General features: G+C 60.6%; 20 protein-coding genes and 3 pseudogenes. 16 read left to right on the forward strand and 7 right to left on the reverse strand.

Annotated elements, in window-relative coordinates; genetic code table 11:
- The first annotated feature begins 2 nt into the window (after positions 1-2).
- The 9 genes and pseudogenes from IB244_RS00320 (at position 3) to IB244_RS00360 (ending at position 10,016) form a co-directional block, all read left to right on the forward strand.
- On the forward strand, positions 3-1,175 hold the full coding sequence (locus IB244_RS00320) for a dihydrodipicolinate synthase family protein (RefSeq protein WP_192302714.1): 1,173 nt from the start codon (positions 3-5) through the stop codon (positions 1,173-1,175).
- Between the two features lie 49 nt (positions 1,176-1,224).
- Entirely contained in the window at positions 1,225-2,049 is an 825-nt protein-coding gene (locus IB244_RS00325; RefSeq protein ID WP_192302715.1) for a sugar phosphate isomerase/epimerase family protein, read from the forward strand.
- Between the two features lie 169 nt (positions 2,050-2,218).
- The gene (locus IB244_RS00330; protein WP_192302717.1) at positions 2,219-2,404 is read left to right on the forward strand and encodes a hypothetical protein; all 186 of its coding nucleotides are present in this window, start codon (positions 2,219-2,221) and stop codon (positions 2,402-2,404) included.
- Positions 2,405-4,006: 1,602 nt separating this feature from the next.
- Positions 4,007-4,672, forward strand: coding sequence for a GntR family transcriptional regulator (locus tag IB244_RS00335; RefSeq protein ID WP_025658367.1), 666 nt, complete (start codon positions 4,007-4,009; stop codon positions 4,670-4,672).
- Positions 4,673-5,055: 383 nt separating this feature from the next.
- Positions 5,056-5,988 (forward strand): annotated as a pseudogene (bioB, locus tag IB244_RS00340) (biotin synthase BioB); the annotation flags it as partial.
- Positions 5,985-7,130 carry an 8-amino-7-oxononanoate synthase gene (locus IB244_RS00345; RefSeq protein WP_192302719.1) on the forward strand — a complete coding sequence of 382 codons (1,146 nt, stop codon included), beginning with the start codon at positions 5,985-5,987 and terminating at the stop codon, positions 7,128-7,130. The pseudogene bioB and the gene IB244_RS00345, both read left to right, overlap by 4 nt.
- Positions 7,127-7,765 carry a dethiobiotin synthase gene (bioD, locus tag IB244_RS00350; protein WP_192302721.1) on the forward strand — a complete coding sequence of 213 codons (639 nt, stop codon included), beginning with the start codon at positions 7,127-7,129 and terminating at the stop codon, positions 7,763-7,765. Before IB244_RS00345 ends, bioD begins: the two co-directional genes overlap by 4 nt.
- Complete coding sequence (locus IB244_RS00355; protein WP_192302723.1) at positions 7,762-9,030, forward strand: adenosylmethionine--8-amino-7-oxononanoate transaminase; 1,269 nt, start codon at positions 7,762-7,764, stop codon at positions 9,028-9,030. The genes bioD and IB244_RS00355 overlap by 4 nt, the downstream gene beginning before the upstream one ends.
- Complete coding sequence (locus IB244_RS00360; RefSeq protein ID WP_192302725.1) at positions 9,027-10,016, forward strand: beta-ketoacyl-ACP synthase III; 990 nt, start codon at positions 9,027-9,029, stop codon at positions 10,014-10,016. Before IB244_RS00355 ends, IB244_RS00360 begins: the two co-directional genes overlap by 4 nt.
- 42 nt (positions 10,017-10,058) lie before the next feature.
- Here IB244_RS00360 and IB244_RS00365 read toward each other — a convergent pair whose 3' ends face one another.
- Positions 10,059-10,490, reverse strand: a complete 432-nt coding sequence (locus tag IB244_RS00365) for an Lrp/AsnC family transcriptional regulator (protein ID WP_112646901.1) — start codon at positions 10,488-10,490, stop codon at positions 10,059-10,061.
- Between the two features lie 130 nt (positions 10,491-10,620).
- Between IB244_RS00365 and IB244_RS00370 the strand changes: the two genes are divergently transcribed.
- Positions 10,621-11,724: a saccharopine dehydrogenase family protein gene (locus IB244_RS00370; protein WP_192302727.1), complete on the forward strand. Its 1,104-nt coding sequence runs from the start codon at positions 10,621-10,623 to the stop codon at positions 11,722-11,724.
- 138 nt (positions 11,725-11,862) lie between these two features.
- Here the strand turns inward: IB244_RS00370 and IB244_RS00375 are convergent, their stop codons facing one another.
- Genes IB244_RS00375 through IB244_RS00385 form a run of 3 tightly spaced genes read right to left on the reverse strand, consistent with a single transcriptional unit; the run spans position 11,863 to position 16,085 of the window.
- Positions 11,863-13,095, reverse strand: coding sequence for a pyridoxal phosphate-dependent aminotransferase (locus tag IB244_RS00375; protein WP_192302729.1), 1,233 nt, complete (start codon positions 13,093-13,095; stop codon positions 11,863-11,865).
- 8 nt (positions 13,096-13,103) lie between these two features.
- Positions 13,104-14,636 (reverse strand): aldehyde dehydrogenase family protein, encoded by a 1,533-nt coding sequence (locus IB244_RS00380; RefSeq protein ID WP_169679969.1) that lies wholly within the window; start codon positions 14,634-14,636, stop codon positions 13,104-13,106.
- A 48-nt stretch (positions 14,637-14,684) separates the two neighbouring features.
- Positions 14,685-16,085 carry a VOC family protein gene (locus IB244_RS00385; RefSeq protein WP_192302731.1) on the reverse strand — a complete coding sequence of 467 codons (1,401 nt, stop codon included), beginning with the start codon at positions 16,083-16,085 and terminating at the stop codon, positions 14,685-14,687.
- Between IB244_RS00385 and IB244_RS00390 the strand changes: the two genes are divergently transcribed.
- From IB244_RS00390 to recX, 3 genes are read left to right on the forward strand one after another with little or no spacing between them, the layout of a single operon-like run.
- Positions 16,018-16,197 (forward strand): hypothetical protein, encoded by a 180-nt coding sequence (locus tag IB244_RS00390; RefSeq protein WP_018855496.1) that lies wholly within the window; start codon positions 16,018-16,020, stop codon positions 16,195-16,197. The genes IB244_RS00385 and IB244_RS00390 overlap by 68 nt on opposite strands.
- The gene (locus tag IB244_RS00395; RefSeq protein ID WP_192302733.1) at positions 16,194-17,108 is read left to right on the forward strand and encodes a LysR family transcriptional regulator; all 915 of its coding nucleotides are present in this window, start codon (positions 16,194-16,196) and stop codon (positions 17,106-17,108) included. The genes IB244_RS00390 and IB244_RS00395 overlap by 4 nt, the downstream gene beginning before the upstream one ends.
- On the forward strand, positions 17,105-17,662 hold the full coding sequence (gene recX, locus IB244_RS00400; protein ID WP_192302735.1) for a recombination regulator RecX: 558 nt from the start codon (positions 17,105-17,107) through the stop codon (positions 17,660-17,662). The genes IB244_RS00395 and recX overlap by 4 nt, the downstream gene beginning before the upstream one ends.
- 34 nt (positions 17,663-17,696) lie before the next feature.
- Here the strand turns inward: recX and IB244_RS32865 are convergent.
- The 3 genes and pseudogenes from IB244_RS32865 to hmpA form a co-directional block, all read right to left on the reverse strand.
- A pseudogene (locus tag IB244_RS32865) lies at positions 17,697-17,917 on the reverse strand (LacI family transcriptional regulator); the annotation flags it as partial.
- 15 nt (positions 17,918-17,932) lie between these two features.
- Positions 17,933-18,400: an RrF2 family transcriptional regulator gene (locus IB244_RS00405; RefSeq protein ID WP_018855499.1), complete on the reverse strand. Its 468-nt coding sequence runs from the start codon at positions 18,398-18,400 to the stop codon at positions 17,933-17,935.
- Between the two features lie 104 nt (positions 18,401-18,504).
- Positions 18,505-19,716 carry an NO-inducible flavohemoprotein gene (hmpA, locus tag IB244_RS00410; RefSeq protein ID WP_192302737.1) on the reverse strand — a complete coding sequence of 404 codons (1,212 nt, stop codon included), beginning with the start codon at positions 19,714-19,716 and terminating at the stop codon, positions 18,505-18,507.
- A 514-nt stretch (positions 19,717-20,230) separates the two neighbouring features.
- Here hmpA and IB244_RS00415 point away from each other — a divergent pair.
- The 3 genes and pseudogenes from IB244_RS00415 to IB244_RS00425 all read left to right on the forward strand — a co-directional run.
- Positions 20,231-20,452 (forward strand): annotated as a pseudogene (locus IB244_RS00415) (ATP-dependent DNA ligase); the annotation flags it as partial.
- Positions 20,453-20,587: 135 nt separating this feature from the next.
- Positions 20,588-20,923 carry a helix-turn-helix domain-containing protein gene (locus IB244_RS00420; RefSeq protein WP_026371549.1) on the forward strand — a complete coding sequence of 112 codons (336 nt, stop codon included), beginning with the start codon at positions 20,588-20,590 and terminating at the stop codon, positions 20,921-20,923.
- The gene (locus tag IB244_RS00425; protein WP_192302739.1) at positions 20,916-22,163 is read left to right on the forward strand and encodes a type II toxin-antitoxin system HipA family toxin; all 1,248 of its coding nucleotides are present in this window, start codon (positions 20,916-20,918) and stop codon (positions 22,161-22,163) included. Before IB244_RS00420 ends, IB244_RS00425 begins: the two co-directional genes overlap by 8 nt.
- Positions 22,164-22,181: the final 18 nt, after the last annotated feature.

Here is a 22,181-nt window from a genome sequence, read left to right on the forward strand (position 1 = left end):
CCATGGCAAAGTCACTTCGCCTTCCCGTCTCCGGCGGCACGCTGGAGGATTATGCCATCGCCAACGCACCGCTTGCCGCGCCGGAACGCCCGGCCGGCGGCCATGCCTTCAACCGTGTCGCCTACGCGGCCGCTCATGTGGTCGTCGATCCATTGGCAGACAACGATCCATGGCTCGACCGCAACATCGACTGGGAACGCACCGTTGCATTCCGGGAGTATCTTTGGGATCTCGGCCTCGGCGTTGCCGAGGCGATGGACACCGCCCAACGCGGCATGGGGCTCGACTGGGCTGGCGCCAAGGAACTCATCGCCAATGTCCAATCGGCAGCGCGCAGGCGCCCGGATGCCCTCATCGCCTATGGCGCCGGCACCGACCATCTGCCACCAGGCCCTGGCGTTAGCATCGATGATGTCATCCAGGCTTATGAGGAGCAGGTCGCCTACGTCGAAGGACAGGGCGGGCGGATCATCCTCATGGCAAGCCGCGCGCTTGCGGCCGCCGCCAAGAGCCCCGAGGATTACGTGCGTGTCTATGATCGCATCTTGCGGCAGGTCCGGCAGCCGGTGATCATCCATTGGCTTGGCGATATGTTTGATCCTGCGCTCGCCGGCTATTGGGGTTCGCGTGATGATATGCAGGCCATGGAAACGGCCGTCGCCATCATCAATGACCACGCAACCAAGGTGGACGGCGTGAAGATCTCCCTCCTCTCCGCGGAGAAAGAGATCGTCATGCGTCGAAAGCTTGATCCGGCGGTCAAGATGTATACGGGCGATGACTTCAACTACGCGGAGCTTATCGCCGGCGACGAGAAAGGATACTCACACGCCCTGCTCGGCATTTTTGATGCCATCGCACCCGCGGCAAGCGCTGCCCTTCAGAAGCTTGGCGCAGACGATCTCGCCGGATTCCACGAGATCCTGGCGCCGACCGTGCCCCTGTCACGGCACATCTTCAAGGCACCGACGCGGTTCTACAAGACGGGCGTTGTCTTCCTGGCCTACCTCAATGGTTTCCAGAATCACTTCCAGATGCTGGGTGGCCAGCAAAGCACGCGCTCGATGGTGCATCTGGCGGAACTGTTCCGACTTGCCGACGAGGCCCGCGTCCTGCGGGATCCGGATCTCGCCGTCAGCCGGATGAAGACGATCCTGGCGACTGCAGGCATCTGAAAATCACGGCATGCACTTCGCATCGCGAGGTGAGGGAGGAATATCAAAAATGGCAGTCAATGGCCTTTCCATCAACCTCGCGACGGTGCGAGAGCAGTACGACATGAAGCAGGCGGTCGAGGCCTGCCTCAAGCAGGATATTGTTGCGATCGCTCCCTGGCGTGATCAGGTGCATAAGATCGGCTTGTCGGAAGCTGCCCGGATCGTCGCCGACAACCAACTGCAGGTGACCGGGCTTTGCCGCGGGGGCATGTTCCCCGCCGCGGATGCTGCGGGGCGAGCTGCAGCAATCGACGACAACAAGAGGGCGATCGATGAGGCAGCTGCTCTCAACGCCGACTGCCTGGTTCTCGTCGTCGGAGGCCTGCCTGCGGGGTCCAGGGATATCGCCCACGCGCGCGATATGGTTGCAGACGGGATCGGCGCGATCCTTCCGCACGCACGCGCATCCGGCATACCACTTGCGATCGAACCGCTGCATCCGATGTATGCCGCCGACCGCGCCTGCGTGAACACACTTGAGCAGGCACTCGATATCTGTGACCTTCTCGGCAACGGCGTCGGTGTGGCCATCGACGTCTATCACGTCTGGTGGGACCCGAAACTCGAGCAGCAAATCACCCGAGCCGGGGCGTCGGGCCGGATCCTGGCACACCACATCTGCGACTGGCTGGTTCCGACCACGGACCTGTTGCTGGACCGCGGCATGATGGGAGACGGCGTGATCGATCTCAAGGGGATCCGACGCTCCATCGAGGCTGCCGGTTATCATGGAGCGCAGGAAGTCGAAATCTTTTCGGCAGCGAACTGGTGGAAACGACCGGGGGAAGAAGTGCTCTCCACATGCGTTGATCGCTTTCGCAGCGTCTGCTGACACAGTCGTTGCGCCGCCGCTAAATCATTGACCAACCGTACATATTTTCACTTACGGCAGCCAATGACCAGTTTGGTTCCGCTACATGCTATTTGCAGGGCGGGAAGCCAATGCCGAAGGATGCTGCTGAAATTGCCTCAATGACGGCTGCGGCATCCAGAAAATGTCCTTGCGCCGCTTCCTGCGAGCGGCGCAAATGCTGAAACCTGCCCACAGAATCTCGGACAAGACCGTGCTTTGTCAACAACAATCGCCCGATCATCGGCGAATTGTCACCAAGGCACACCAATCACGCCGCAGTTATTTTGAGATGATTCTGCGCCTCATGCCGGTGGATCAGCGGCGCGACAAATGATCTGACCCTACTGTTCCCCGCGGGGAACTCCGCATGGTCGGGACCCTGCGAGGCTGGCAGCAACCCGATGGTCAGGGCACCTCCTGATGCTGCGTCCTGACGATCTTCCGGCCAATGCGAGCGCGAGACAGGCAGGCAACGCCGAGGGACTTGGCAACTCCGGTCGCAGATCCCTTCATGTCCGAGCCAAGCCCTGCGACGACGCCCAACGATTCCTGTCGAACCGATACTTCCCCTCGCGCCGGTGGATAGCCGACCGATCAGTCATCTGGCCCATTGTTCCCCGCGGGGAACTTCGCTTGATCGGGACCTTGCGAGGCTGGCAGCAACCGATGGTCAGGGTATCTCCTCATGCTGCACCCCGACGGTCTTCCGGCCAATGCGAGCGCGAGACAGGCAGACAGCTCCCAGCGCCTTGGCAAGGCCATTCGCAGATCCCTTCATGTCCGAGCAAAGGCCTGCGACAACGCCAAGGATGCCTTTCAAACTGATACTACCCCTCGCGCCGGTGGATAGCGGCACGACACGTCATCTGGCCCATTGTTCCCCGCGGGGAACTCCGCTCGAACCCGGACACTGCGAGGCTGGCAGCAACCGATGGTCAGGGCATCTCCTGATGCTGCCCCCCCCCCCCCCGACGGTCTTCCGGCCAATGCGAGCGCCAGACAGGCAGGCAGCGCCGAGAGACTTGGCAAGTCCAGTCGCTGATCCCTTCATGTCCGAGCCAAGCCCTGCGACAAGGCCCAATCATCCTGCATGCACCAACCATCGTCCCCGAAGGCGCCGACCGCATTGTCGCTCACCACCTCGGCTCTTCGCGAAAAGCCCTCTCATGCTTGCCCGGCGCGCGAAGGCCTGTAGGTAACGCCGCCGCCTTCACGCCTGGCCCGCGCAGCCGCCAAGTGCGACGCCCGCACACAAGCGGCAGCAGGTGCAACACCAACCACGCGCAAACCACAGTGCCGACGTGACCACAGGAGGTCAGCCCGCCATGGCGCCACGTTTCAGATGACGCAGGCCCGCGCGCCGCTCATCGGCAAGAGAATCTCCGCAAACGCAACGGTGAAGCCACCATCATACGCACGAGCGCGCCATCTGGCGTGCCCAAGTGTTTATTTCCAGGACGAAATGTTATCGCCGCCCGGCACGGCCCGCCGTCGGAGCGTGGAGTTCGCCGACTACAGGCAAACGCCGCAAAGCTTGCGCCCGCGGCTGTTACCGCCAACGACGAGGAAGCCTTCACCGCGCTGTGCGGAACGGATCCTGACGACAACGCCCGAGCGTGACCCCGATATCCGACAAGGAACCCTTCGGTCGTCCCGCGCTTCCCTGCATCCAACACAATCATTGCAAGAAGGCGTTGGACGAACAAGAGATTGTCCCGCGTCATGGCCAGACAACTTCCGCAGCGATGACCCCACCTTTGGTGTCGAATGGACAAACAATCAGGGCCTGGCATTGCCGATCTTCGTGCCGGAACTTTGCAACCATTGCCGCATGGCGTCAAAACCGCCAGGAACCGCTGCAGGGCCAACCTACCAATCCACAGCAGTCGGTGATACGCATCTCGACAGCATCGAGCGCAGGAACTATCTCTAAAATATGACTATTCATAACGACGACACGATAGCCGGCCGCATAAGTCGCGCGCTCGCGGAGCGCATCGTGACGGGCGCCTTGCCGCCCGGCTCGAAACTGAAGCAGGACCACATAGCCGAGGAATTCGGATCCTCGCACGTTCCCGTGCGCGAGGCCCTGCGCCGTCTGGAGGCACAAGGCCTTGCCGTCAGCGAACCCCGCCGCGGCGTTCGTGTTGCCTCCTTCGATCTAAAGGAGGTGCAGGAGGTCGCGAAGATGCGCGCCGCCCTCGAGGGCCTTGCACTGCGCCACTCGGCAGAGCACCTGACGCCTTCGCGTCTCGACCAGGCCGAGCAGGCAACGATCGACGGTGACAATGCGCGCGACGTTCGCACCTGGGAAGAGGCCAATCGCAGGTTTCACAAGCTCATCCTCGAACCCTGCGAAATGCCGCGTCTGCTTTCTGCCATTGACGACCTGCATGCGGCGAGCGCCCGATTCTTGTTCGCCACCTGGCTCACCGACTGGGAACCGCGAATCGATACGGACCACCGCAGCATTCTCGCATTTCTTCGCGCCGGCAAGGTCGAGAATGCCGTGACCGCGCTGGAGCGGCATGTGCAATGGATCGGCGGCCCGTCGCGGCGAATGCAGCATGCCGCTCGCGAGCGATTTGCAATCGTCGGCTAGCCTCCGTTCTCACTTGCTCCCCGCGCGTTTCCTGCTCAGCGGTAGCCTGCGCTCCGAGCTCGGACAATAGCGACGCGCATCGGCCGAGCGATCGCAATCCCTGTTGCGCGCTGGAATGCAGCCTGATTTGTGAGAGTGGCATCGAAAACGCGAAGCTTGTCAGCCAATCAGGCGCTAGCCGACACTGGAGCACCAGAGCCGGATCCCCAATTTACCTCCCGCGGACTGAAAAACGCACTTGCCTAACGTCGCAGGAAATTATTATAGATAATTTTTATTTCTATCTACGACTCGACATCCCGCAGCGCAAAGGTTTTAGTCAAATGCAGCCACATACCGACTGTCCAAACGCGGCGAACGGCAATAGGGAGCATATAACCGCATCCGACGCCACAATTATCTATAATTTGCCTTTCAACGACCTTCTCTTTCGCGCCCACGGCATCCATCGAGCCAATTTTGATCCCAATGCCGTACAGATGAGCCGTCTCCTGTCCGTCAAGACCGGCGGATGCGCCGAAGACTGCGGCTATTGCAGCCAGTCGGCCCATTATCCGACCGGCCTCAAGGCTTCAAAACTGATGGAGGTCGACCGCGTACTTTCCGAAGCGCGAAAGGCGAGGGAAGGGGGTGCAACGCGCTATTGCATGGGCGCCGCCTGGCGCAGCCCCAAGGACCGGGACATGGATTCGATCGTCGCTATGGTCGAGGGTGTGCGGGCGCTCGGGATGGAGACCTGCATGACGCTCGGCATGCTGACGCCGCAGCAATCGGCAAGGCTCGCGGATGCCGGCCTCGACTATTACAATCACAACATCGATACCTCGGAGCGCTTCTATAGCGAGATCATCACAAGCCGGACCTTCGCAGATCGCCTTGATACCCTTGCCAATGTCCGCCAGGCGGGCATCAAGGTCTGCGCCGGCGGCATTCTCGGAATGGGCGAGACGGCGGAAGATCGGATCTCGATGCTTGTCACGCTTGCCAATCTTCCGGCGCCGCCAGAGAGCGTTCCGATCAATATGCTGATCCCGATCCCGGGTTCAAAGCTCGCCAATGCAAAGCCGATCGATCCAATCGAATTCGTTCGGACGGTTGCACTGGCACGCATCCTGATGCCTGCTTCCCACGTTCGACTGTCTGCGGGACGAACGGATATGTCGGACGAGATGCAGGCGCTCTGTTTCTTTGCGGGCGCCAATTCCATCTTTGTGGGCGAAACCCTCCTGACAGCGGACAATCCCGGTGAGGATCACGACGCGGCTCTCTTTCGCCGCCTGGGGTTGAAGGCCGAACAGCTGGAACGGGTAGAGTGAGTGCCGGGGGCCTTGCAGTCTATGAGCGCAAGCTCGCTGGCCTTGATCGCAAGGGAAGGAGCCGCAGCCTTGTCGCCGCTTCCGGCGCGGATTTCGCCTCGAACGACTATCTTGGTCTTGCGCAATCGCAGCGGCTAGGAGATGCGCTTCGGTCTGCATTGGACCGCGGCGTGGCAGTGGGGGCCGGGGGTTCGCGCCTGCTACGTGGCAATCATCCGGAGCATGACGCGCTGGAGCGGGAGGCTGCCGCGTATTTCGGGGCAGAACGGGCGCTCTACTTCGCCAACGGTTATGCTGCCAATGTGGCGTTGTTCTCAACCTTGCCACAGCGCCAGGACATCATCCTTCATGATGCGCTCATCCATGCCAGCGCTCATGAAGGGATTTCTGCCAGCCGAGCGCCATCGATCGCGACCTCACACAACGATGTCGACGCCGTCGCCGACGCCATCCGATCATGGCGCAAAGCCGGCGGCACCGGCCGACCCTGGATCGCTGTCGAAAGTCTCTACTCGATGGACGGGGATCGCGCGCCGCTTCGCGAGTTGGCCGAACTTGCGAGGCTCCATGATGGTTTCCTCGTCATCGATGAGGCACATGCGACGGGGGTCTTCGGAAAGGGAGGACGCGGCCTGGCGGAGCAGATCGGGCATCCAGAAAACTGCATAACGCTGCACACCTGTGGCAAGGCGCTTGGTGCGTCGGGCGCGCTTGTCCTTGCACCGGCAGTCCTCTGCGATTTCCTCGTCAATCGCGCCCGCAACTTCATCTATTCAACGGCACCATCCCCGCTGATGGCTGCGACAGTTCGGGAGGCATTGAGGATCCTCGACGATGAACCGGAGCGACGCGACAAGCTCGCCGGACTTGTCTCTCTTGCCAATTGCGAGATGGAAAGGACGATCGGGATGCGATCCAGCGGCTCACAGATCCTCCCCATTCTTGTCGGCGACAATCGTCGCGCGGTGCGGATCGCCGAAGGCTTGCGGACCGAGGGTTTCGACGTCAGACCCATCCGCCCACCAACCGTGGCAGAGGGCACGGCGCGTTTGCGCATCTCCATCACCCTCAACGTCGAACCGGAGACAATTTCGCGGCTGTTCGAGAGGCTGGCCGTTGTCATGCGAAAGGAGCAGCAATGACGTCGCGCTTCGTCGTCACCGGCACTGACACCGGCATCGGCAAGACTGTTTTCGCTGCCGCATTGACCTGCGCACTCAAAGGGCATTACTGGAAACCTGTCCAGTCGGGACTGGACGAGGAGACCGACGCAGAAACAGTCGCCCGACTGGGCAACGTTCCGCCCGAACGGATTCTCCCCGAGGCCTACCGGCTAAAGACACCAGCATCCCCCCACCACGCAGCAGCGCTTGATGACGTAACGATCGAACCCGGCGCGCTTGAACTCCCGGCGCTCCCACATCCGCTTGTCATTGAGGGCGCTGGTGGCGTTCTCGTTCCACTGACATCAGGAATCCTGTTTGCCGATATCTTCGCTCGCTGGCAGGCACCCGTCATCCTGTGCGCCAGAACCTCGCTCGGCACCATCAACCATACGCTGTTATCCGTAGAAGCGCTGCAGCGCCGATGTGTGCCCATCTTCGGCATTGCCTTTATGGGCAAGGAAAACGCCGAAACCCAGAGGATCATCATCCACATGAGTGGTGCTCGGGAATTGGGACGGCTGGAGCCGACCGACCCACTTACCCACGACGGCCTGATGGCAGCCTTTCATCGCGGCTTCGACGTGTCGGTCTTTCGGAGTTCAACGTCATGACGCGTTCCCCTGTATGGCATCCATTTACACAGCACGGCCTCGAGCCGCCGATGAAAAAGGTCATAGAGACGGAAGGCGCCTATCTGATCGACGAAGCCGGCAGTCGCATTCTTGATGCGATCTCCTCATGGTGGGTCATCACCCACGGGCATCGGCATCCGACGATCATGGAGGCGATCCGCCGTGCGACCGACAGTTATGACCAGGTCATCTTCGCCGAATACACGCATGCCCCTGCCGAAGAACTCGCCCGTGGTCTGATCAAGGTAAGTCCGGCCGGGCTTGAGCACGTCTTCTATTCGGACAGCGGGTCGACGGCGGTCGAGGTTGCGTTGAAGATGGCGCTTGGCTTCTTCCACAACACCGGCAGGCGCCGCGATCGGATCGTCGTCATGGAGCACGGTTATCATGGCGACACGATCGGAACGATGTCCGTCGGCGAAAGGGGCGTCTTCAATGCCGCCTACGAGCCTCTGCTGTTCGGCGTCGATCGACTTGCCTTTCCGGAGCCCGGTTCGGAGCAACGGACGCTTGATGCCTTTCACCTCCTTTGTTGCTCCGGCCAGGTCGCGGCTTTGTTGATTGAGCCACTGGTACTTGGCTCCGGAGGCATGAAGATGTTTGAGCCATCCTTGCTCGGCAAGCTCAGGGAGATCGCCGGCTCCCACGATGTGCTTTTCATCGCAGACGAAGTGATGACCGGCTGGGGCAGGACAGGCACCCTGTTTGCCTGCGATCAGGCAGGCATTTGTCCGGATATCCTCTGCACATCAAAAGGACTGACCGGGGGCGCCATGCCGCTCGCTGCCACACTTTGCACAAGCGAGATCTTTGACGCGCATGTTTCCACCGACCGCCGCAAGACCTTCTTCCATTCGAGTTCCTACACTGCCAACCCGATTGCATGCGCGGCAGCGGTCGCCAACCTGGAGATCTGGGCGAAAGAGCCGGTTCAGGCGCGCATAGATCACCTCGCTGCCCTGCAGGAGAAGGCGCTGCGACGCTTTGCCAATGATCGGCGGTTCATGAACGTCCGCCAGACCGGCACCATTGCGGCGCTGGACATGGCTGTCCGCTCGGAAGGATATTTAGCCGACATAGGACCGCGCTTGCGCAGCTTCTTCCGCGACCGCCACCTGCTCATCCGGCCACTTGGAAACGTCATCTACCTCATGCCGCCTTATTGCGTGTCGGAAACCGAAATTGATCGCCTTTATGACGCCATAGACGAGGCAGCGGACGAACTGATCGGAACGGCAGCATGATGAAGGTCCGCTCCGCGCGCATCGCAGGCTTTGGGCACGCTGTTCCGGGTCGCTGTGTCGAAAACGCCGAAATCGAGCAATCCCTCGGGCTCGAAACCGGTTGGATCGAGCGTCGCACCGGGATCCGCACCCGATACTGGGCAGAAGAGGGCGACACCCTCAGCGGCCTCGCCACCGAAGCCGGAGCCATGGCCCTCGACAATGCCGGGATCAATCGATCCGAGGTCGGCCTGATGCTCCTGGCAACCTCCACGCCGGATCAGCTGCTGCCACCGACGGCGCCACTCGTGGCACACAGGCTTGGACTAGAGCACTGTGGCGCGATCGACCTGGCCGGCGCCTGCTCCGGCTTTCTCTATGCCCTGACACTCGCCGACGCTTTCGTTCGCACCCAGGGGAGGCCGGTTCTTGTTGTTGCCGCCAATATTCTCAGTCGCCGCATCAATCCGGCCGAGCGTGCCAGTTGCGTATTGTTTGCCGACGCGGCGGGCGCAGTCGTGCTGACGCCCTCGAGCGATCCTACCGTCGGAATTCTCGGCACTGAACTCTGCTCCGAGGGCAGCAACTATGACCTGATCTCGATTGCCGCCGGCGGCAGCAACAAGCCCTTCGCGCCGGGGCGCGCCGCCACGGACTATCTGATGACGATGCGAGACGGGCGTGAGGTGTTTTCCCGGGCGGTCGAGATGATGAGCACCGCCTCGCAGCGGACGCTCGACATGGCTGGCGTGGAAGCTGCAGCGATCACCCGATTTGTACCGCACCAGGCCAATGTCCGGATATTTCAGGCTGTTGCAACCAATCTCGGGATCGGGCCCGAACGGACCGTCTGCTCGCTGGACCGGTTCGGAAACTCTTCCGCCGCGACGATCCCGCTCACCTTGTCGCTGGATGCAGCCGCCCGGCCTCTCAGGGAGGGTGAAACCCTTCTTCTTGCAGCAGCCGGTGCTGGTCTCACCGGAGCGGCCGTCACCTACCGCGTCTAGTGTTTTGGGCAATCCAGGCTGACCGCGAGATGCAGGTGCCCTTTAGCGGTTGATGCGCGTCGACAGGATGATCGAAGAGAGGGTTTTCTCGACGCCGTCGATATCACCAATCTTGTCGATGGCGGTATCGAGCTCGCTGATCGAGCCGGCGGCAACGATTGCGATCATGTCGAAGCTACCGCTGACCGAATGGACCGAGCGGACGTCCGCAATGGCCTGCAGCTCTTGGGTGACGCGTCCGAGCGCCTTGGCAGCAAGGGTGATCAGCACGTGGGCCTTTATCTGACCGCTCTCGAAGTTATCCGATAGCCGCACGCCATAGCCTGCTATGACACCGTCGCGCTCCAGGCGCTCGATCTTGGCCTGCACTGTTGTGCGCGACAGGCCGAGTTTGCGGGCCAGCATGGCGGTCGGCATCCGGGCGTTTTCGCTGAGAATCGACAGAAGCTGCCGATCCTTGTCACTCATCGTCATATTGATCAATCCAGCCGGCGATATGCCAAAGAATTCCAGTCGATTTTATCATTCTCGCGCTGTGAATCAACCAAACCGACAGGAATAAAGGGGGCATAAAGATTTCTCGAACCAATATGAGGGAACGCATATGAAAAACATTGTCGTCATCGGCGCTGGCAAGATCGGCTCGACGATCGCCCGTCTTCTCATCCATTCCGGCGACTACCACGTCACGCTTGCCGACCGCAGCAAGCAACAGCTGGATCACATGGAGACCAACGCCGCGCTCAGCCTGGCGGAAGTGGACATTGCCGACCACGCAGCCTTGGTCAAACTCCTTTCCGGCAAGTTTGCCGTGCTGAGTGCCGCCCCGTTCCATCTGACCATTGCCATCGCCGAGGCTGCGGCCGAGGCCGGCGTGCACTACCTCGATCTGACCGAAGACGTCGAATCCACCCGCCGCGTCAAGGCAATTGCCGCCGGTGCATCCACCGCGTTCATACCGCAATGCGGCCTGGCGCCGGGCTTCATCTCGATCGTCGCCAACGATCTTGCGAGCCGCTTCGACAAGCTCGACAGTGTTCGCATGCGCGTCGGCGCCTTGCCGCAGTATCCCTCGAATGCCTTGAACTACAACCTGACCTGGAGCACCGACGGCGTCATCAACGAGTACATCGAGCCCTGCGAGGCGATCGTCGACGGCCAGCTCATCGAAGTGCCGGCTCTGGAAGAGCGGGAAGAGTTCTCCCTCGACGGCGTGACCTACGAGGCCTTCAATACCTCCGGCGGTCTCGGCACGCTGTGTGAGACGCTGAAGGGCAAGGTTCGCACGCTGAACTATCGTACGATCCGCTATCCCGGCCACGCCGCGATCATGAAGGCATTGCTGAGCGACCTCGGCCTTCGTCATCGCCGCGAAGTTCTCAAGGACATCCTCGAGCACGCCTTGCCGTCGACGATGCAGGACGTCGTCATCGTCTTCGTCACTGTGTCCGGTTGGACGAACGGCCGTCTCGTGCAGGAAACCTATGCCAACAAGGTCTACAGCGCTGTTGTCGCCGGCCGCATGATGAGTGCGATCCAGATCACCACCGCCTGCAGCATCTGCGCCGTGCTCGACATGCTGGCCAAGGGTGAGTTGCCTGGCAAGGGTTTCATCCGCCAGGAAGATATTGGTCTCGACGCATTCCTCGACAGCCGCTTCGGCCACCACTATGCGCAGAAGGCGTACGGCGAAAAGATCGCCGGCTGATCGTCCGATCAAAGCGGACAGGAAAAAGCGCCCGGAAATGATCCGGGCGCTTTTGCGTTGTCTGCCTGGCAACGAAAGCCAAACTCAATTCACTTTGCCTTGTGGCGGGAAAATGGCGCCCCTGTCTCGCTCAGACGATCAGCCGAGCCGCCTGCAAGCCGCTGCGATTCGCTCCAGGGCTTCCTTCAGGTCCGCTTCCGCTGAAGCGTAGGAGATCCTGAAGTACGGCGACAGGCCGAAGGCCGAGCCCGGAACGACAGCGACATTCGCCTCCTCGAGCAGATAGGCGCAAAACTCGCTGTCCGACGTGATCTTGCGGCCGCCTGGGGCAGTCCGGCCGAGAATGCCGCCACATCCGGAGAAGGTATAAAAGGCGCCCTCGGGAACGCGGCAATCGAGCCCATCAATTGCATTCAGACCGGAAACGACGAGATCGCGGCGCCGCTTGAAGCTCTGCGTTCGCTCGGCAAGAAAATCCTGCGGCCCGTTGAGTGCGGCAACGGCGGCAGCCTGGCTGATCGAAGATGGGCAGGACGTTGCCTGGCTCTGCACCACGGCCATAGCCTTGATAAGCGCCTTCGGGCCACCTGCATAGCCGATACGCCACCCGGTCATGGCATAGGCCTTGGAGACGCCGTTGATCGTCAGCGTGCGCTCACGCAGGCGCGGCTCCAGCTGCAACGGCGTGACGAACCGAAAATCGTCATAGACGATGTGCTCATACATATCGTCGACCATCAACCAGACATGCGGATGCCTGAGCAGTACATCCAGCAACGGGCGATAGTCCTTTGCGCTATAGGCCGCACCGGACGGATTGGACGGCGAATTCAGCAGCAGCCAACGCGTCCGCGGCGTGATCGCCGCTTCGAGTTTTTCGGCGGTCAGCCGGAAGCCGCTCTGCGCATCGCATGGGACAAGCACCGGCTTGCCTTCGCAGATCTGAACGATATCGGAATAGGACGTCCAGTAGGGCGTGGGAATGATAATCTCGTCGCCGGGATCGACGGTTGCCATCATCGCGTTGAAGAGGATCTGCTTGGCGCCGGTGGCAACGGTTATCTCGCCAACCTCGAAGGAAACTTCGTTCTCGCGCAAAAACTTGGTGCGGATTGCTTCCTTCAACGCCGGCGTGCCGTCGAGCGCCGTGTATTTTGTGTCGCCGCGCTGCATTGCGTCCCATGCAGCCTGCTTGACATGGTCTGGCGTTTCAAAATCAGGCTCACCGGCTCCAAGGATGATGACCGGCTTGCCGTCCCGTTTCATGGCAGCGGCGCGCGCCCCGATCTGCAGGATCTCCGAGACGCCTATGGCAGATATCCTCGAGGCGGGACGAAAGCCCGCCTCTTCAATCTTCACATCGATCGTCATGGCAACACCTATTCGATCTCGAAGGAAACGCCCTGCGCCAGCGGCAGAGCCTTCGAATAGTTGATCGTGTTGGTTGCACGGCGCATGTAGGCCTTCCACGCATCCGAACCGGACTCGCGGCCACCACCGGTCTCCTTCTCGCCACCGAATGCGCCACCGATTTCAGCGCCTGATGTTCCGATGTTGACGTTTGCAATACCGCAATCGGATCCATCGGCTGACAGGAAGCGCTCCGCTTCACGCAGGTCCAGCGTGAAGATCGACGAGGAAAGCCCCGCGCCGACGGCATTGTGGTCTTCGATAACGCTGTCGAAGTCGGAGTATTTCATCACGTAGAGGATCGGCGCGAAGGTCTCTTCCAGCACCGGCCCGACCTGCGACGGCATTTCCACCAGCGCCGGCTTGACGTAATAGGCCTTGTCGTGGGGCATCGCGACGCGCTCACCGCCGTTGACCGTGCCACCATGGGCTTTCGCCTCGCCGATCGCCTTTTGCATATTGTCGAAGGCAAGCTTGTCGATCAGGGGACCGACCAGAGCCGTGCTTTCAAGCGGATTGCCGACAGAGACATTGGCATAGGCCTTTTTCAGGCGCGGTACGAGTTGATCATAAACACTCTCGTGGACGAACAGGCGGCGAAGTGTCGTGCAGCGCTGGCCGGCCGTGCCCATTGCCCCGAAGGCAATTGCGCGCAGCGCCATGTCGAGATCGGCAGACGGGCAGACAATGCCGGCATTGTTGCCGCCGAGTTCCAGGATCGAACGGGCAAAGCGGCGAGCAAGTCGAGGACCGACTTCCCGTCCCATACGTGTGGAACCCGTCGCCGAAACCACCGGCACCTTCGGATGGTCGACCAGGACCTCGCCGATCGCACGGTCGCCGATCAGCACTTCGCTCAGACCCTCTGGCGCATCACCGAAGCGGGCAATGGCGCGCTGCAGGATGGCCTGCGATGCAAGTGCGGTCAGCGGCGTCTTTTCGGAAGGCTTCCAGACGACCGCGTTGCCGCAGACCAGCGCCAGAGCAGCGTTCCAGGCCCAGACTGCGACAGGAAAGTTGAAGGCAGAGATGACACCGACAACACCGAGGGGATGCCAGGTTTCCATCATTCGATGCCCCGGCCGTTCGGTTGCGATGGTCAGACCATAGAGCTGGCGGGAAAGACCGACCGCGAAATCGCAGATGTCGATCATCTCCTGTACTTCCCCCAGGCCTTCGGACGGAATCTTGCCGGCTTCGATCGATACCAGTCGACCAAGCTCCGTCTTGACGGCACGCAACTCTTCGCCCAGGAGGCGGACAAGCTCACCGCGCTTCGGCGCCGGGACAAGGCGCCAGGTCTGGAATGCGCGCGCAGCCTTGTCGATCTTGGCGCCCGCCGCGTCCTGGCTGTCTGTCTTCAAAGCCGCGAGCTGCTCGCCCGTGACCGGGCTGTAGGAGGCCAGGTCGCCGCCTGTGTAGAGCGCCTTGTCGACGCCGATCTTGTCGAGGAGCCCGACGGCTTCTTGGGCCACATTCACTGTTCTTGCTGCGATGGTCATTTGTGCACTCTTTGACGTTTTGAATGGTTGCTGGTTCGGTCTGTTGGCCTACTCGGCCGCCTGCGCCGCGGTCAGAAGGGCCCGGCATTCGGCGATTGATTGCGCCTCGATATCAGCATAGTGATCGAATTCGTTGAGAACCGAGGCGCCGAGGTCCCGCTCGAAGCGCTGCTGATTGGGGCTTGCAGTGAACTCCTGCGCAGCCTCGTCCCCGAGGTTGGACTGGAAGATGCCCGCCGCACTGACGGGCAGGAAGTCTTCGTAGACAATCGGGTCGAAGCAGATGAGGCCTTCCGCCACAAGTTGATCGACACTGGCATCAGCCGAGGCAATCGCGCTCCGGCCTTTCGGCGTGAGTGAGTAGCTGAAGTAGCCAAGACCCTGGTCGCGAATTTCGGCCCAGCTGTCCGGGAAAGGCGCGAAAGCCTCGGCGAGTGCTTTTTCGTAAGCCGCAGCGTTCGAGCCATCGGCCGCGGGGCGCACGACCTTGCGCGAATCCGCCAAGAGCTTGTCGTAGAGGGCGCGGCCCTTCGGTGTCAGGGCGATGCCGCGGCTCTCAATCTCCCCAAAACGCGCGGTATGCGTGCCCTGCTGCCAGTTCCCGCCCGCATCCTTGAAAGAGACGGCTTCCTCGAGGGCCTTGAACGACGTCTGCCGCAGCAGAATCGCGCAACGACGGCTCGGCGGACCTTCGACAACTGCCTTCGGCGCAATGCCATATTCCGGCATCAACCGCTGCACGTCGTCGATATCAAGCGTGCGGGGTGTCAGGTGATTGATGTGCGGTCCCTTGAAGGAGACAACGTCGGCTATAAGCCGGTGCGCATCATGCAAGCGCCTATACATGGCGAGATCAACGTTCGCCTGATGATGCCAGCGGAAAGTCTCCAGCACTTCTGCGACGAAGCGCTTGGCATCGTCCTCGCCTAGACCGCCCTCGCGCTCGGCCCTTTCAGTCAGTTCGATGGCGCCAGCGGTAAAGATATGACGCTTCTGCAGGACCGTCTCGGCTTCGGCGCGCAGTTCATCGTCGGCAATCAGGTCGAGGCGCAGCAGCGAGGTGAAAACACGGAAAGGGTTGCGCTTCAGCGCTACATCGCCGACCGGGCGGAAAGCGGTGGAATGGACTGGTACGCCTGCCTCGCTGAGATCGTAATAGCCGACCGGGAACATGCCCATGACGGCAAAGACGCGTCTCATCATCGCAAGTTCGTCGGCAGTTCCGAGACGGATGGCGCCGTGGCGCTCTTCGGAAACACGCTCGAGGGAATCCGTTTCTTCCAACCTGCGCCTGAGGGCTGGATCGGCTGCAAGCGTGGCCTCATTCACTTTTGCAACAATGTCCATCAGGGTGCCGTAAGCGGGCACCTCGGTGCGATACATGGCCGACATTGCCGCCGAGAATGCAGAGCGGATGCTGCAGGAGGAAACGAAACTTCTGGTCAACATTTATTGCCTCACGCGCCATAGTTGGAAGAGTTCATTCTGGATTGCGATCATATCGCGCGTGGAGTACATGAATAACAATAAATCAAGCTTAGATGATGCGGTTTTGGAATGACTTTGCCCCGAAAGCTGACGCCCGACCTGACAACGCTGCAGTCTTTTGAATCTGCCGCCCGACACGGCAATTTCACGCGCGCCGCTCTTGAACTTCATCTGACGCAAAGCGCCATCAGCCGCCAGATCAAGGACCTGGAAACCCAGTTGGGGGTCCTTCTCTTCGAACGCGTCCGCCAGCGGGCAATCCTGTCGGAAGCCGGACGAAGGCTGCTGCCTGAGGCAAGACGGCTCCTCCATCAGACAGAAGAGATGATGATCCGTGCAGCATCGGGCGCCGATGCGACTGCGACGCTTTCGATTGCGACCTTGCCGACGTTCGGCAGTCGTTGGCTGACGCCTCGGCTGCCGAACTTCCTGGCTGCCCATCCCGGCTCCCTCGTTGACATAACATCGCGCTCCGAGCCTTTCGATTTCGAGCAGGAAAACGTCGATCTCGCCATCCATTACGGCCAGCCAATCTGGGCAGGGGCGACCTGCACCTTCCTTTGCGACGAGAAGATCGTTCCCGTTGCCAGCCCAACCCTTTTACAAGCGGATCCGGTTGCAACCCCGGCCGAGCTCATGCTCAGGCCCCTGCTGCATCTGGCTACACGCCCGCGACTCTGGCGCCAATGGTTCGAATTTTGCGACGTCGACGCAGATCCTTCCTATCGCGGCAATCGGTTCGACCAGTTTTCGATGATCATCGAGGCGGCTACGATGGCGATGGGGTTCGCGCTTCTACCGCTCTATCTCATCGAACAAGAGTTGAGTGCTGGAAAGCTGCAAATCGTCTTTGACCGGCCGATGGCGACGGAAAACAGCTATTATGTCGTGATGCCAGACGGTAAGCGCGAACATGCCCTCGGCGTGGCGTTCACGACCTGGCTTCTCTCACAGGTAAGCACCAGGGGTGCGACTGAATCGTGAGCAATGATGAAGCACCATCAGACGTTCCCAGTGCACGGATGCTGAGTTGGGCCCGAAACTCCACCATCTATCGGCTCGAGCGGCGAATGATGACCGAAAGACAGCTGTACGATGCCATCATCCGGAAGGCGAAGCACAAATTCGAGAACATCACCGAAATGCAGCTCAGAGCGGTTGCAGAATCGGCCGTGACCTTCGCCTATGACAATGGCGGCCTGAACGACATCAGCTATGCCGAGATCAGCACGCGCTCTGGTGTTCGCAGTGGCCGGTCGAAACGGCGCATCGCTCAGACCCTTACACAAAAGGGCGTCGATCAAGAGGTCATTACTGCCGCACTTGATGAGGCGGATGAATTGCTCGCAGCCGTGCATTTTGCGCGCAAGCGTGGCTTCGGACCGTTTCGTCGTGGCGACGTCGATCGGGAGCGCAGCGCAAAGGAAATGGCGGCCTTCGGGCGCAATGGCTTCAGCTTCGAAACTGGCAAGACCGTGCTCAATATGAGCCAAGAAGAAGCCGAAGATCTGGTGATCACGCGATCTCGCCAGGCTTAAATTTCATCTCTGAAACAATGTCGCGGGAGAGGTTTCACGATGTCGAGCCCCAGCGGTCCGTGAAGGTGAGGGTGATGCAACGGGCCTTGCAGCTGAGCATCGTGGCACTCGACAAGCTCCCATGACTGCATCGATGAAGGCGACGTGGTCTTTACTTAGCGTCGTCGGGTTATTGCAGCCTTGCGCCGCCATGGCGATGCCGTCCTGTCCGACGATGGCGATATCATCCGGTGTGCTTCTGCCGAGCAAACGGTCCTTGCGATCCTGTTGTCATCCCGGGTGCCCTGCGTGGGCTTCCGCCTCCGGCAGCGCGAGCAGGCGGCGCAATGGTACGGCTGGTCGGGTCAGGTCGGCAAGCGTGTAGCCATCGAGCACATCGAGAAATGCCGCAGCCGCCGAAGCGAGCGCCCTCTTCAATACGCACGCAGGCTGCACGACACAGACAATCTCCGTACCATTTTCCATGCACGGCACGATCGCAAAGTCGGGTTCGCAGGCCCGCACGATCTCACCGACGCCGATCTGTTCGACTGCACGTGCAAGCCGCATGCCGCCGTGACGACCTCGTACAGTGTCGATCAGGCCCTTTTGCCCGAGTTCGTGGGTGATCTTCATCAGATGCGCCTTTGAAATATCATAAGCTTCGGCGATTTCCGCAATCGTCGACAGCCGCTCTCCCTTGAGCGCAAGATACATCATGAGCCGCAACGCGTAGTCGGAGTAAACGGTCAAACGCATCACCAGATCCTCCCGGAAAAATCGGCGCAATCGCATAAAAGATATCGGCAACGTATATCAAATAGCAAGGCGGCCGTCGCCGGTCGCCTTGCATTTCCGAAAACCTATGCAGCAGCGAATTCGTCGGCCGGACCGAAGAACTCGTAGTGAATACGATCCTGCGGGACACCGGCCTTTGCGAGCCCGTTCACAAAGACGGCGAGAAAGGGCCGCGGGCCGCAGAGATAGAAGTCGGCCTCTGCGATCGGCGTGTTCCTTGCCAGCCATTCAACCGTGATGAGGCCATCGTGGTCGAAGTGAACGCCCCTCTGATCCTGCGCATGCGGGCTTCCGTAGAAAATTGTCGTCTTGAGATGCTCCCGGTCCTTGGCAATATCGCGGACATGCGATCCCATCGCATGGACACGACCGTTCTCGGCACCATGGACGTAATGCACGGGAACCTCGCGTCCATCGTTTGCAATGGTCTCCAGCATGCTCACCATCGGCGTCAGACCGACACCGCCGCTCAGCAACACGACGGGCCTTTCCTGCCCAGTCGGCAAATGGAAATCTCCCGTAGGAGGGGCAACCTCGATGACCGCGCCTTCCTCAACCTGATCATGAAGGAACCTTGATACCAGCCCATGCGTCTCTCGCTTGACCGAGATGCGGTAGCTCTCGGCATTGGGCGCAGAAGAAATGCTGTAGTTTCGATGCTGCGGAGGAAGACCCGGAATATCGAACCGAAATGTCAGATACTGACCAGGCCGATGACTGATCACCGCCCCGCCATCAACCGGTCGCAGCACGAACGATGTGATGATGTCGCTCTCCCGGCGCTTCGACACGACGGCAAACTGCCTCCATCCATTCCAGCCGCCTTCGGACGCTTGAAGACTATTATAAATCTGTCCTTCACGTTCGATCAGAATATTGGCCAGAAACCAGAAGGCCTCGCCCCATCCGTTGAGGATTTCATCCGTCGCCGCCTCGCCGAGGACATCCTTGATCGCATTCAGGAGGGCCGTCGCGACATGGGGATAATGCTCGGGCCGGATGTGCAGGCCGACGTGTTTTTGGGCGATCCGTTCAACAGCTGAGGTGAGTACGGCGAGATTGTCAATGTTCTGGGCGTAAGCGAGGATCGCCTGCGCCAACGCCTTCGTCTGGCGCCCGCCTTCTCCCTGGTTCGACTGGTTGAACAGGTTGCGGACCTCGGCATTCTCAAACAGCCGCTTATACATGGCCGCCGTGATTTCGGTCCCGTGACTTGCGAGGGCAGGCGCTGTTGCGCGGACAATTGCCTTCGTGGCCTCGGTCAATGTTTGCGTCATCATGGTCTCCAAAATTTGTTCCGTCGACAAAGGTGACGTAACCATCATAAGATATATTGGCAATATATGTTTATCCGCCTGTGCCGTTCGGTCGCAGTCGCGCTGCAAAGCTCGGACCCCGCCGAGGCCCGCCTCATGCAGTGCCATGGGCCGAAACGGGGAGCGCGGAACCGATGACGACACGGCTCGGTCATCCAGAGGACAAAGGAACTTGCCACTTTCGCCCCAACGCATGCCCGAGACCACGGGCAGGGCCGGGTGGCAACTGCCTCGCCCATGAAGCGGTTGCTCAATTTTTTTCCGGATCCAGACGAGTGCCCGTATCTCCTCCCAATCTCGCCTGACAGGGACGCGTTCCTCTGCTCGCCTCAAGCAGAACCTCGCGATTTGCACCGCATGTCGCCCTTTTCCTCTCAAGGGCACTTGCCGTCGACGCCGCCCAGGTCTTCGCACATTCGATGCGCGGCAGTCTGCGGATGAAGGACGATCGCGAACCATGCCAATTTGATCACGCCGTAAGGCGCTCGATCGCATAAAGCGCAAGACGCCGCCGGTGAAATAGGACGGGCGTCGAAAGAACCTCCTATGGGTCCAGCCGACGCTAATTGCCGAGATCGAGTATCGCGCCAGGACGCATGACGGCAAGCTGAGACACGCGTCCTACAAGGGGCTACGCGAGGTGTCGGATAATGCAGCGGTTTATGTGGTCGGCGATCAACTTGCAGGCAGTTTGTAAATTAGGGTGAGACGTCCACCAACCTCACCTAGGTAGTTTCCACTGCCGGGAAACGCCACAACAGATTCCAATCACCTAGAAATATTGTAATCTTCGTGCTACATATCCCGCTAATCTGTAGCGCGAAGGTTTCAAATGCCTACTCCCCATAACCCTCCAGCGGCCGTGCGCCGCGCCCTGCGGAAGCTCGGCGCGGATATCCACGACGCCCGCCGCCGTCGCAAACTGCCTATGGCGGTCGTGGCGCAGCGTGCTTTCACATCCCGCTCAACCCTGCAAAGGGTCGAAGCCGGCGACACCAATGTCAGCATCGGCATCTATGCTGGCGTCCTTCAGGCCCTCGGTCTGCTCGAAGGTCTGGGGCAAATCGCCGACATCAGCAACGACAGTGTCGGACAGGCATTGGCCAGTGCCGATCTGCCCAAGCACGTTCATCTTAGGCGGCCAACCCGATCGCCCCACGATGGCTGACTTCGAGGTGCACATCGATCTGCATGGTCGCACGCGCCCGATCGGATTGGCGAGGAGCAATCGCGTCCGCGGCGCGGAAACTATTCTTTTCGAGTACGAAGATACATGGCTTGAGGATCCGCACCGCTTCTCGCTGGAGCCAGCACTTGCATTGACGCGCGGCGCCTTCGCTCCTCCTGCCGGACTAGCAACCTTCGGCTCGATCGGCGACTCCGCGCCAGATACGTGGGGCCGCCGCCTCATGCAGCGCGCCGAGCGTCGCTTTGCCGATCGCGAGGGCCGCGCCGTGCGCACGCTCGCGGAAAGCGACTACCTGCTCGGGGTCGCAGATGAGACGCGGCTCGGCGCGCTGCGGTTTCGCTGGGTCGGCGAGGATATCTTCCAGGCGCCTGTCAGAGCCGGCGTGCCGGCCCTAATAGAGCTTGGCCGCCTACTTCAGATCACCGAGCGGATTCTGCGGGACGAGGAAACGGACGAAGACCTTCAACTCATCTTCGCGCCCGGCTCCTCCCTCGGAGGTGCGCGGCCGAAGGCGTCGGTCGTCGACCAACACGGCCATCTCTCCATCGCCAAGTTTCCGAAGGAGACGGACGAGTACAGCATGGAAACCTGGGAGGAGATTGCGCTGCGGCTGGCCGGCCAAGCCCGCATTGCCACTCCACGACACGAACTTGTCAAAGTGGCCGGCAAGTCAGTGATGCTATCGCGACGCTTCGATCGCGATGGCGTGATCCGCATCCCATTCCTGTCCGCAATGGCGATGATGGGCGCCAAGGACGGCGACCGTAGCAGTTACCCCGAAATTGTCGACGCCCTGGCCCGGCATGGCTCCCAGGGAAAGAGGGACACTCACGCGCTCTATCGGCGGGTCGTCTTCAATGTGCTGATTTCCAATGTCGACGATCATCTGCGTAACCACGGCTTCCTCTGGCTTGGCAAGGCCGGATGGTCGCTCTCGCCCGCCTATGATCTCAATCCGGTGCCTACGGATCTTAAAGCGCGGGTGCTGACTACGAACATTGACCTCGACGAGGGCACCTGCTCCCTTGATCTTCTCGAACAGGCTTCCGAATATTTCGCGCTCACGCTGGCGCAGGCACGTGTAGTCATCAAAGACGTCGCGACCGTGACTTCAACATGGCGCGAGACAGCCATGGCCGTTGGTGCCCGGTCGGCCGAGATCAACCGCATGGCCAGCGCCTTCGAACACGACGACCTCACGCGAGCGCTGGCGTTATGACGCGTTGCGACTGTTGTC

Source organism: Rhizobium sp. RHZ02 (assembly GCF_014851575.1).
In the GTDB taxonomy this organism is placed as follows: domain Bacteria; phylum Pseudomonadota; class Alphaproteobacteria; order Rhizobiales; family Rhizobiaceae; genus Rhizobium; species Rhizobium altiplani.

What these genes read in the sequence shown, in the direction of transcription:
- IB244_RS00320 (WP_192302714.1), top strand. Translation starts at nt 3, where the DNA reads ATGGCAAAGTCACTTCGCCTTCCCGTCTCCGGCGGCACGCTGGAGGAT.
- IB244_RS00325 (WP_192302715.1), top strand. Translation starts at nt 1,225, where the DNA reads ATGGCAGTCAATGGCCTTTCCATCAACCTCGCGACGGTGCGAGAGCAG.
- IB244_RS00335 (WP_025658367.1), top strand. Translation starts at nt 4,007, where the DNA reads ATGACTATTCATAACGACGACACGATAGCCGGCCGCATAAGTCGCGCG.
- bioD (WP_192302721.1), top strand. Translation starts at nt 7,127, where the DNA reads ATGACGTCGCGCTTCGTCGTCACCGGCACTGACACCGGCATCGGCAAG.
- IB244_RS00355 (WP_192302723.1), top strand. Translation starts at nt 7,762, where the DNA reads ATGACGCGTTCCCCTGTATGGCATCCATTTACACAGCACGGCCTCGAG.
- IB244_RS00360 (WP_192302725.1), top strand. Translation starts at nt 9,027, where the DNA reads ATGATGAAGGTCCGCTCCGCGCGCATCGCAGGCTTTGGGCACGCTGTT.
- IB244_RS00365 (WP_112646901.1), bottom strand. Translation starts at nt 10,490, where the DNA reads ATGACGATGAGTGACAAGGATCGGCAGCTTCTGTCGATTCTCAGCGAA.
- IB244_RS00370 (WP_192302727.1), top strand. Translation starts at nt 10,621, where the DNA reads ATGAAAAACATTGTCGTCATCGGCGCTGGCAAGATCGGCTCGACGATC.
- IB244_RS00375 (WP_192302729.1), bottom strand. Translation starts at nt 13,095, where the DNA reads ATGACGATCGATGTGAAGATTGAAGAGGCGGGCTTTCGTCCCGCCTCG.
- IB244_RS00380 (WP_169679969.1), bottom strand. Translation starts at nt 14,636, where the DNA reads ATGACCATCGCAGCAAGAACAGTGAATGTGGCCCAAGAAGCCGTCGGG.
- IB244_RS00390 (WP_018855496.1), top strand. Translation starts at nt 16,018, where the DNA reads ATGGCCGACATTGCCGCCGAGAATGCAGAGCGGATGCTGCAGGAGGAA.
- IB244_RS00385 (WP_192302731.1), bottom strand. Translation starts at nt 16,085, where the DNA reads ATGTTGACCAGAAGTTTCGTTTCCTCCTGCAGCATCCGCTCTGCATTC.
- IB244_RS00395 (WP_192302733.1), top strand. Translation starts at nt 16,194, where the DNA reads ATGACTTTGCCCCGAAAGCTGACGCCCGACCTGACAACGCTGCAGTCT.
- IB244_RS00405 (WP_018855499.1), bottom strand. Translation starts at nt 18,400, where the DNA reads ATGCGTTTGACCGTTTACTCCGACTACGCGTTGCGGCTCATGATGTAT.
- hmpA (WP_192302737.1), bottom strand. Translation starts at nt 19,716, where the DNA reads ATGACGCAAACATTGACCGAGGCCACGAAGGCAATTGTCCGCGCAACA.
- IB244_RS00420 (WP_026371549.1), top strand. Translation starts at nt 20,588, where the DNA reads ATGCCTACTCCCCATAACCCTCCAGCGGCCGTGCGCCGCGCCCTGCGG.
- IB244_RS00425 (WP_192302739.1), top strand. Translation starts at nt 20,916, where the DNA reads ATGGCTGACTTCGAGGTGCACATCGATCTGCATGGTCGCACGCGCCCG.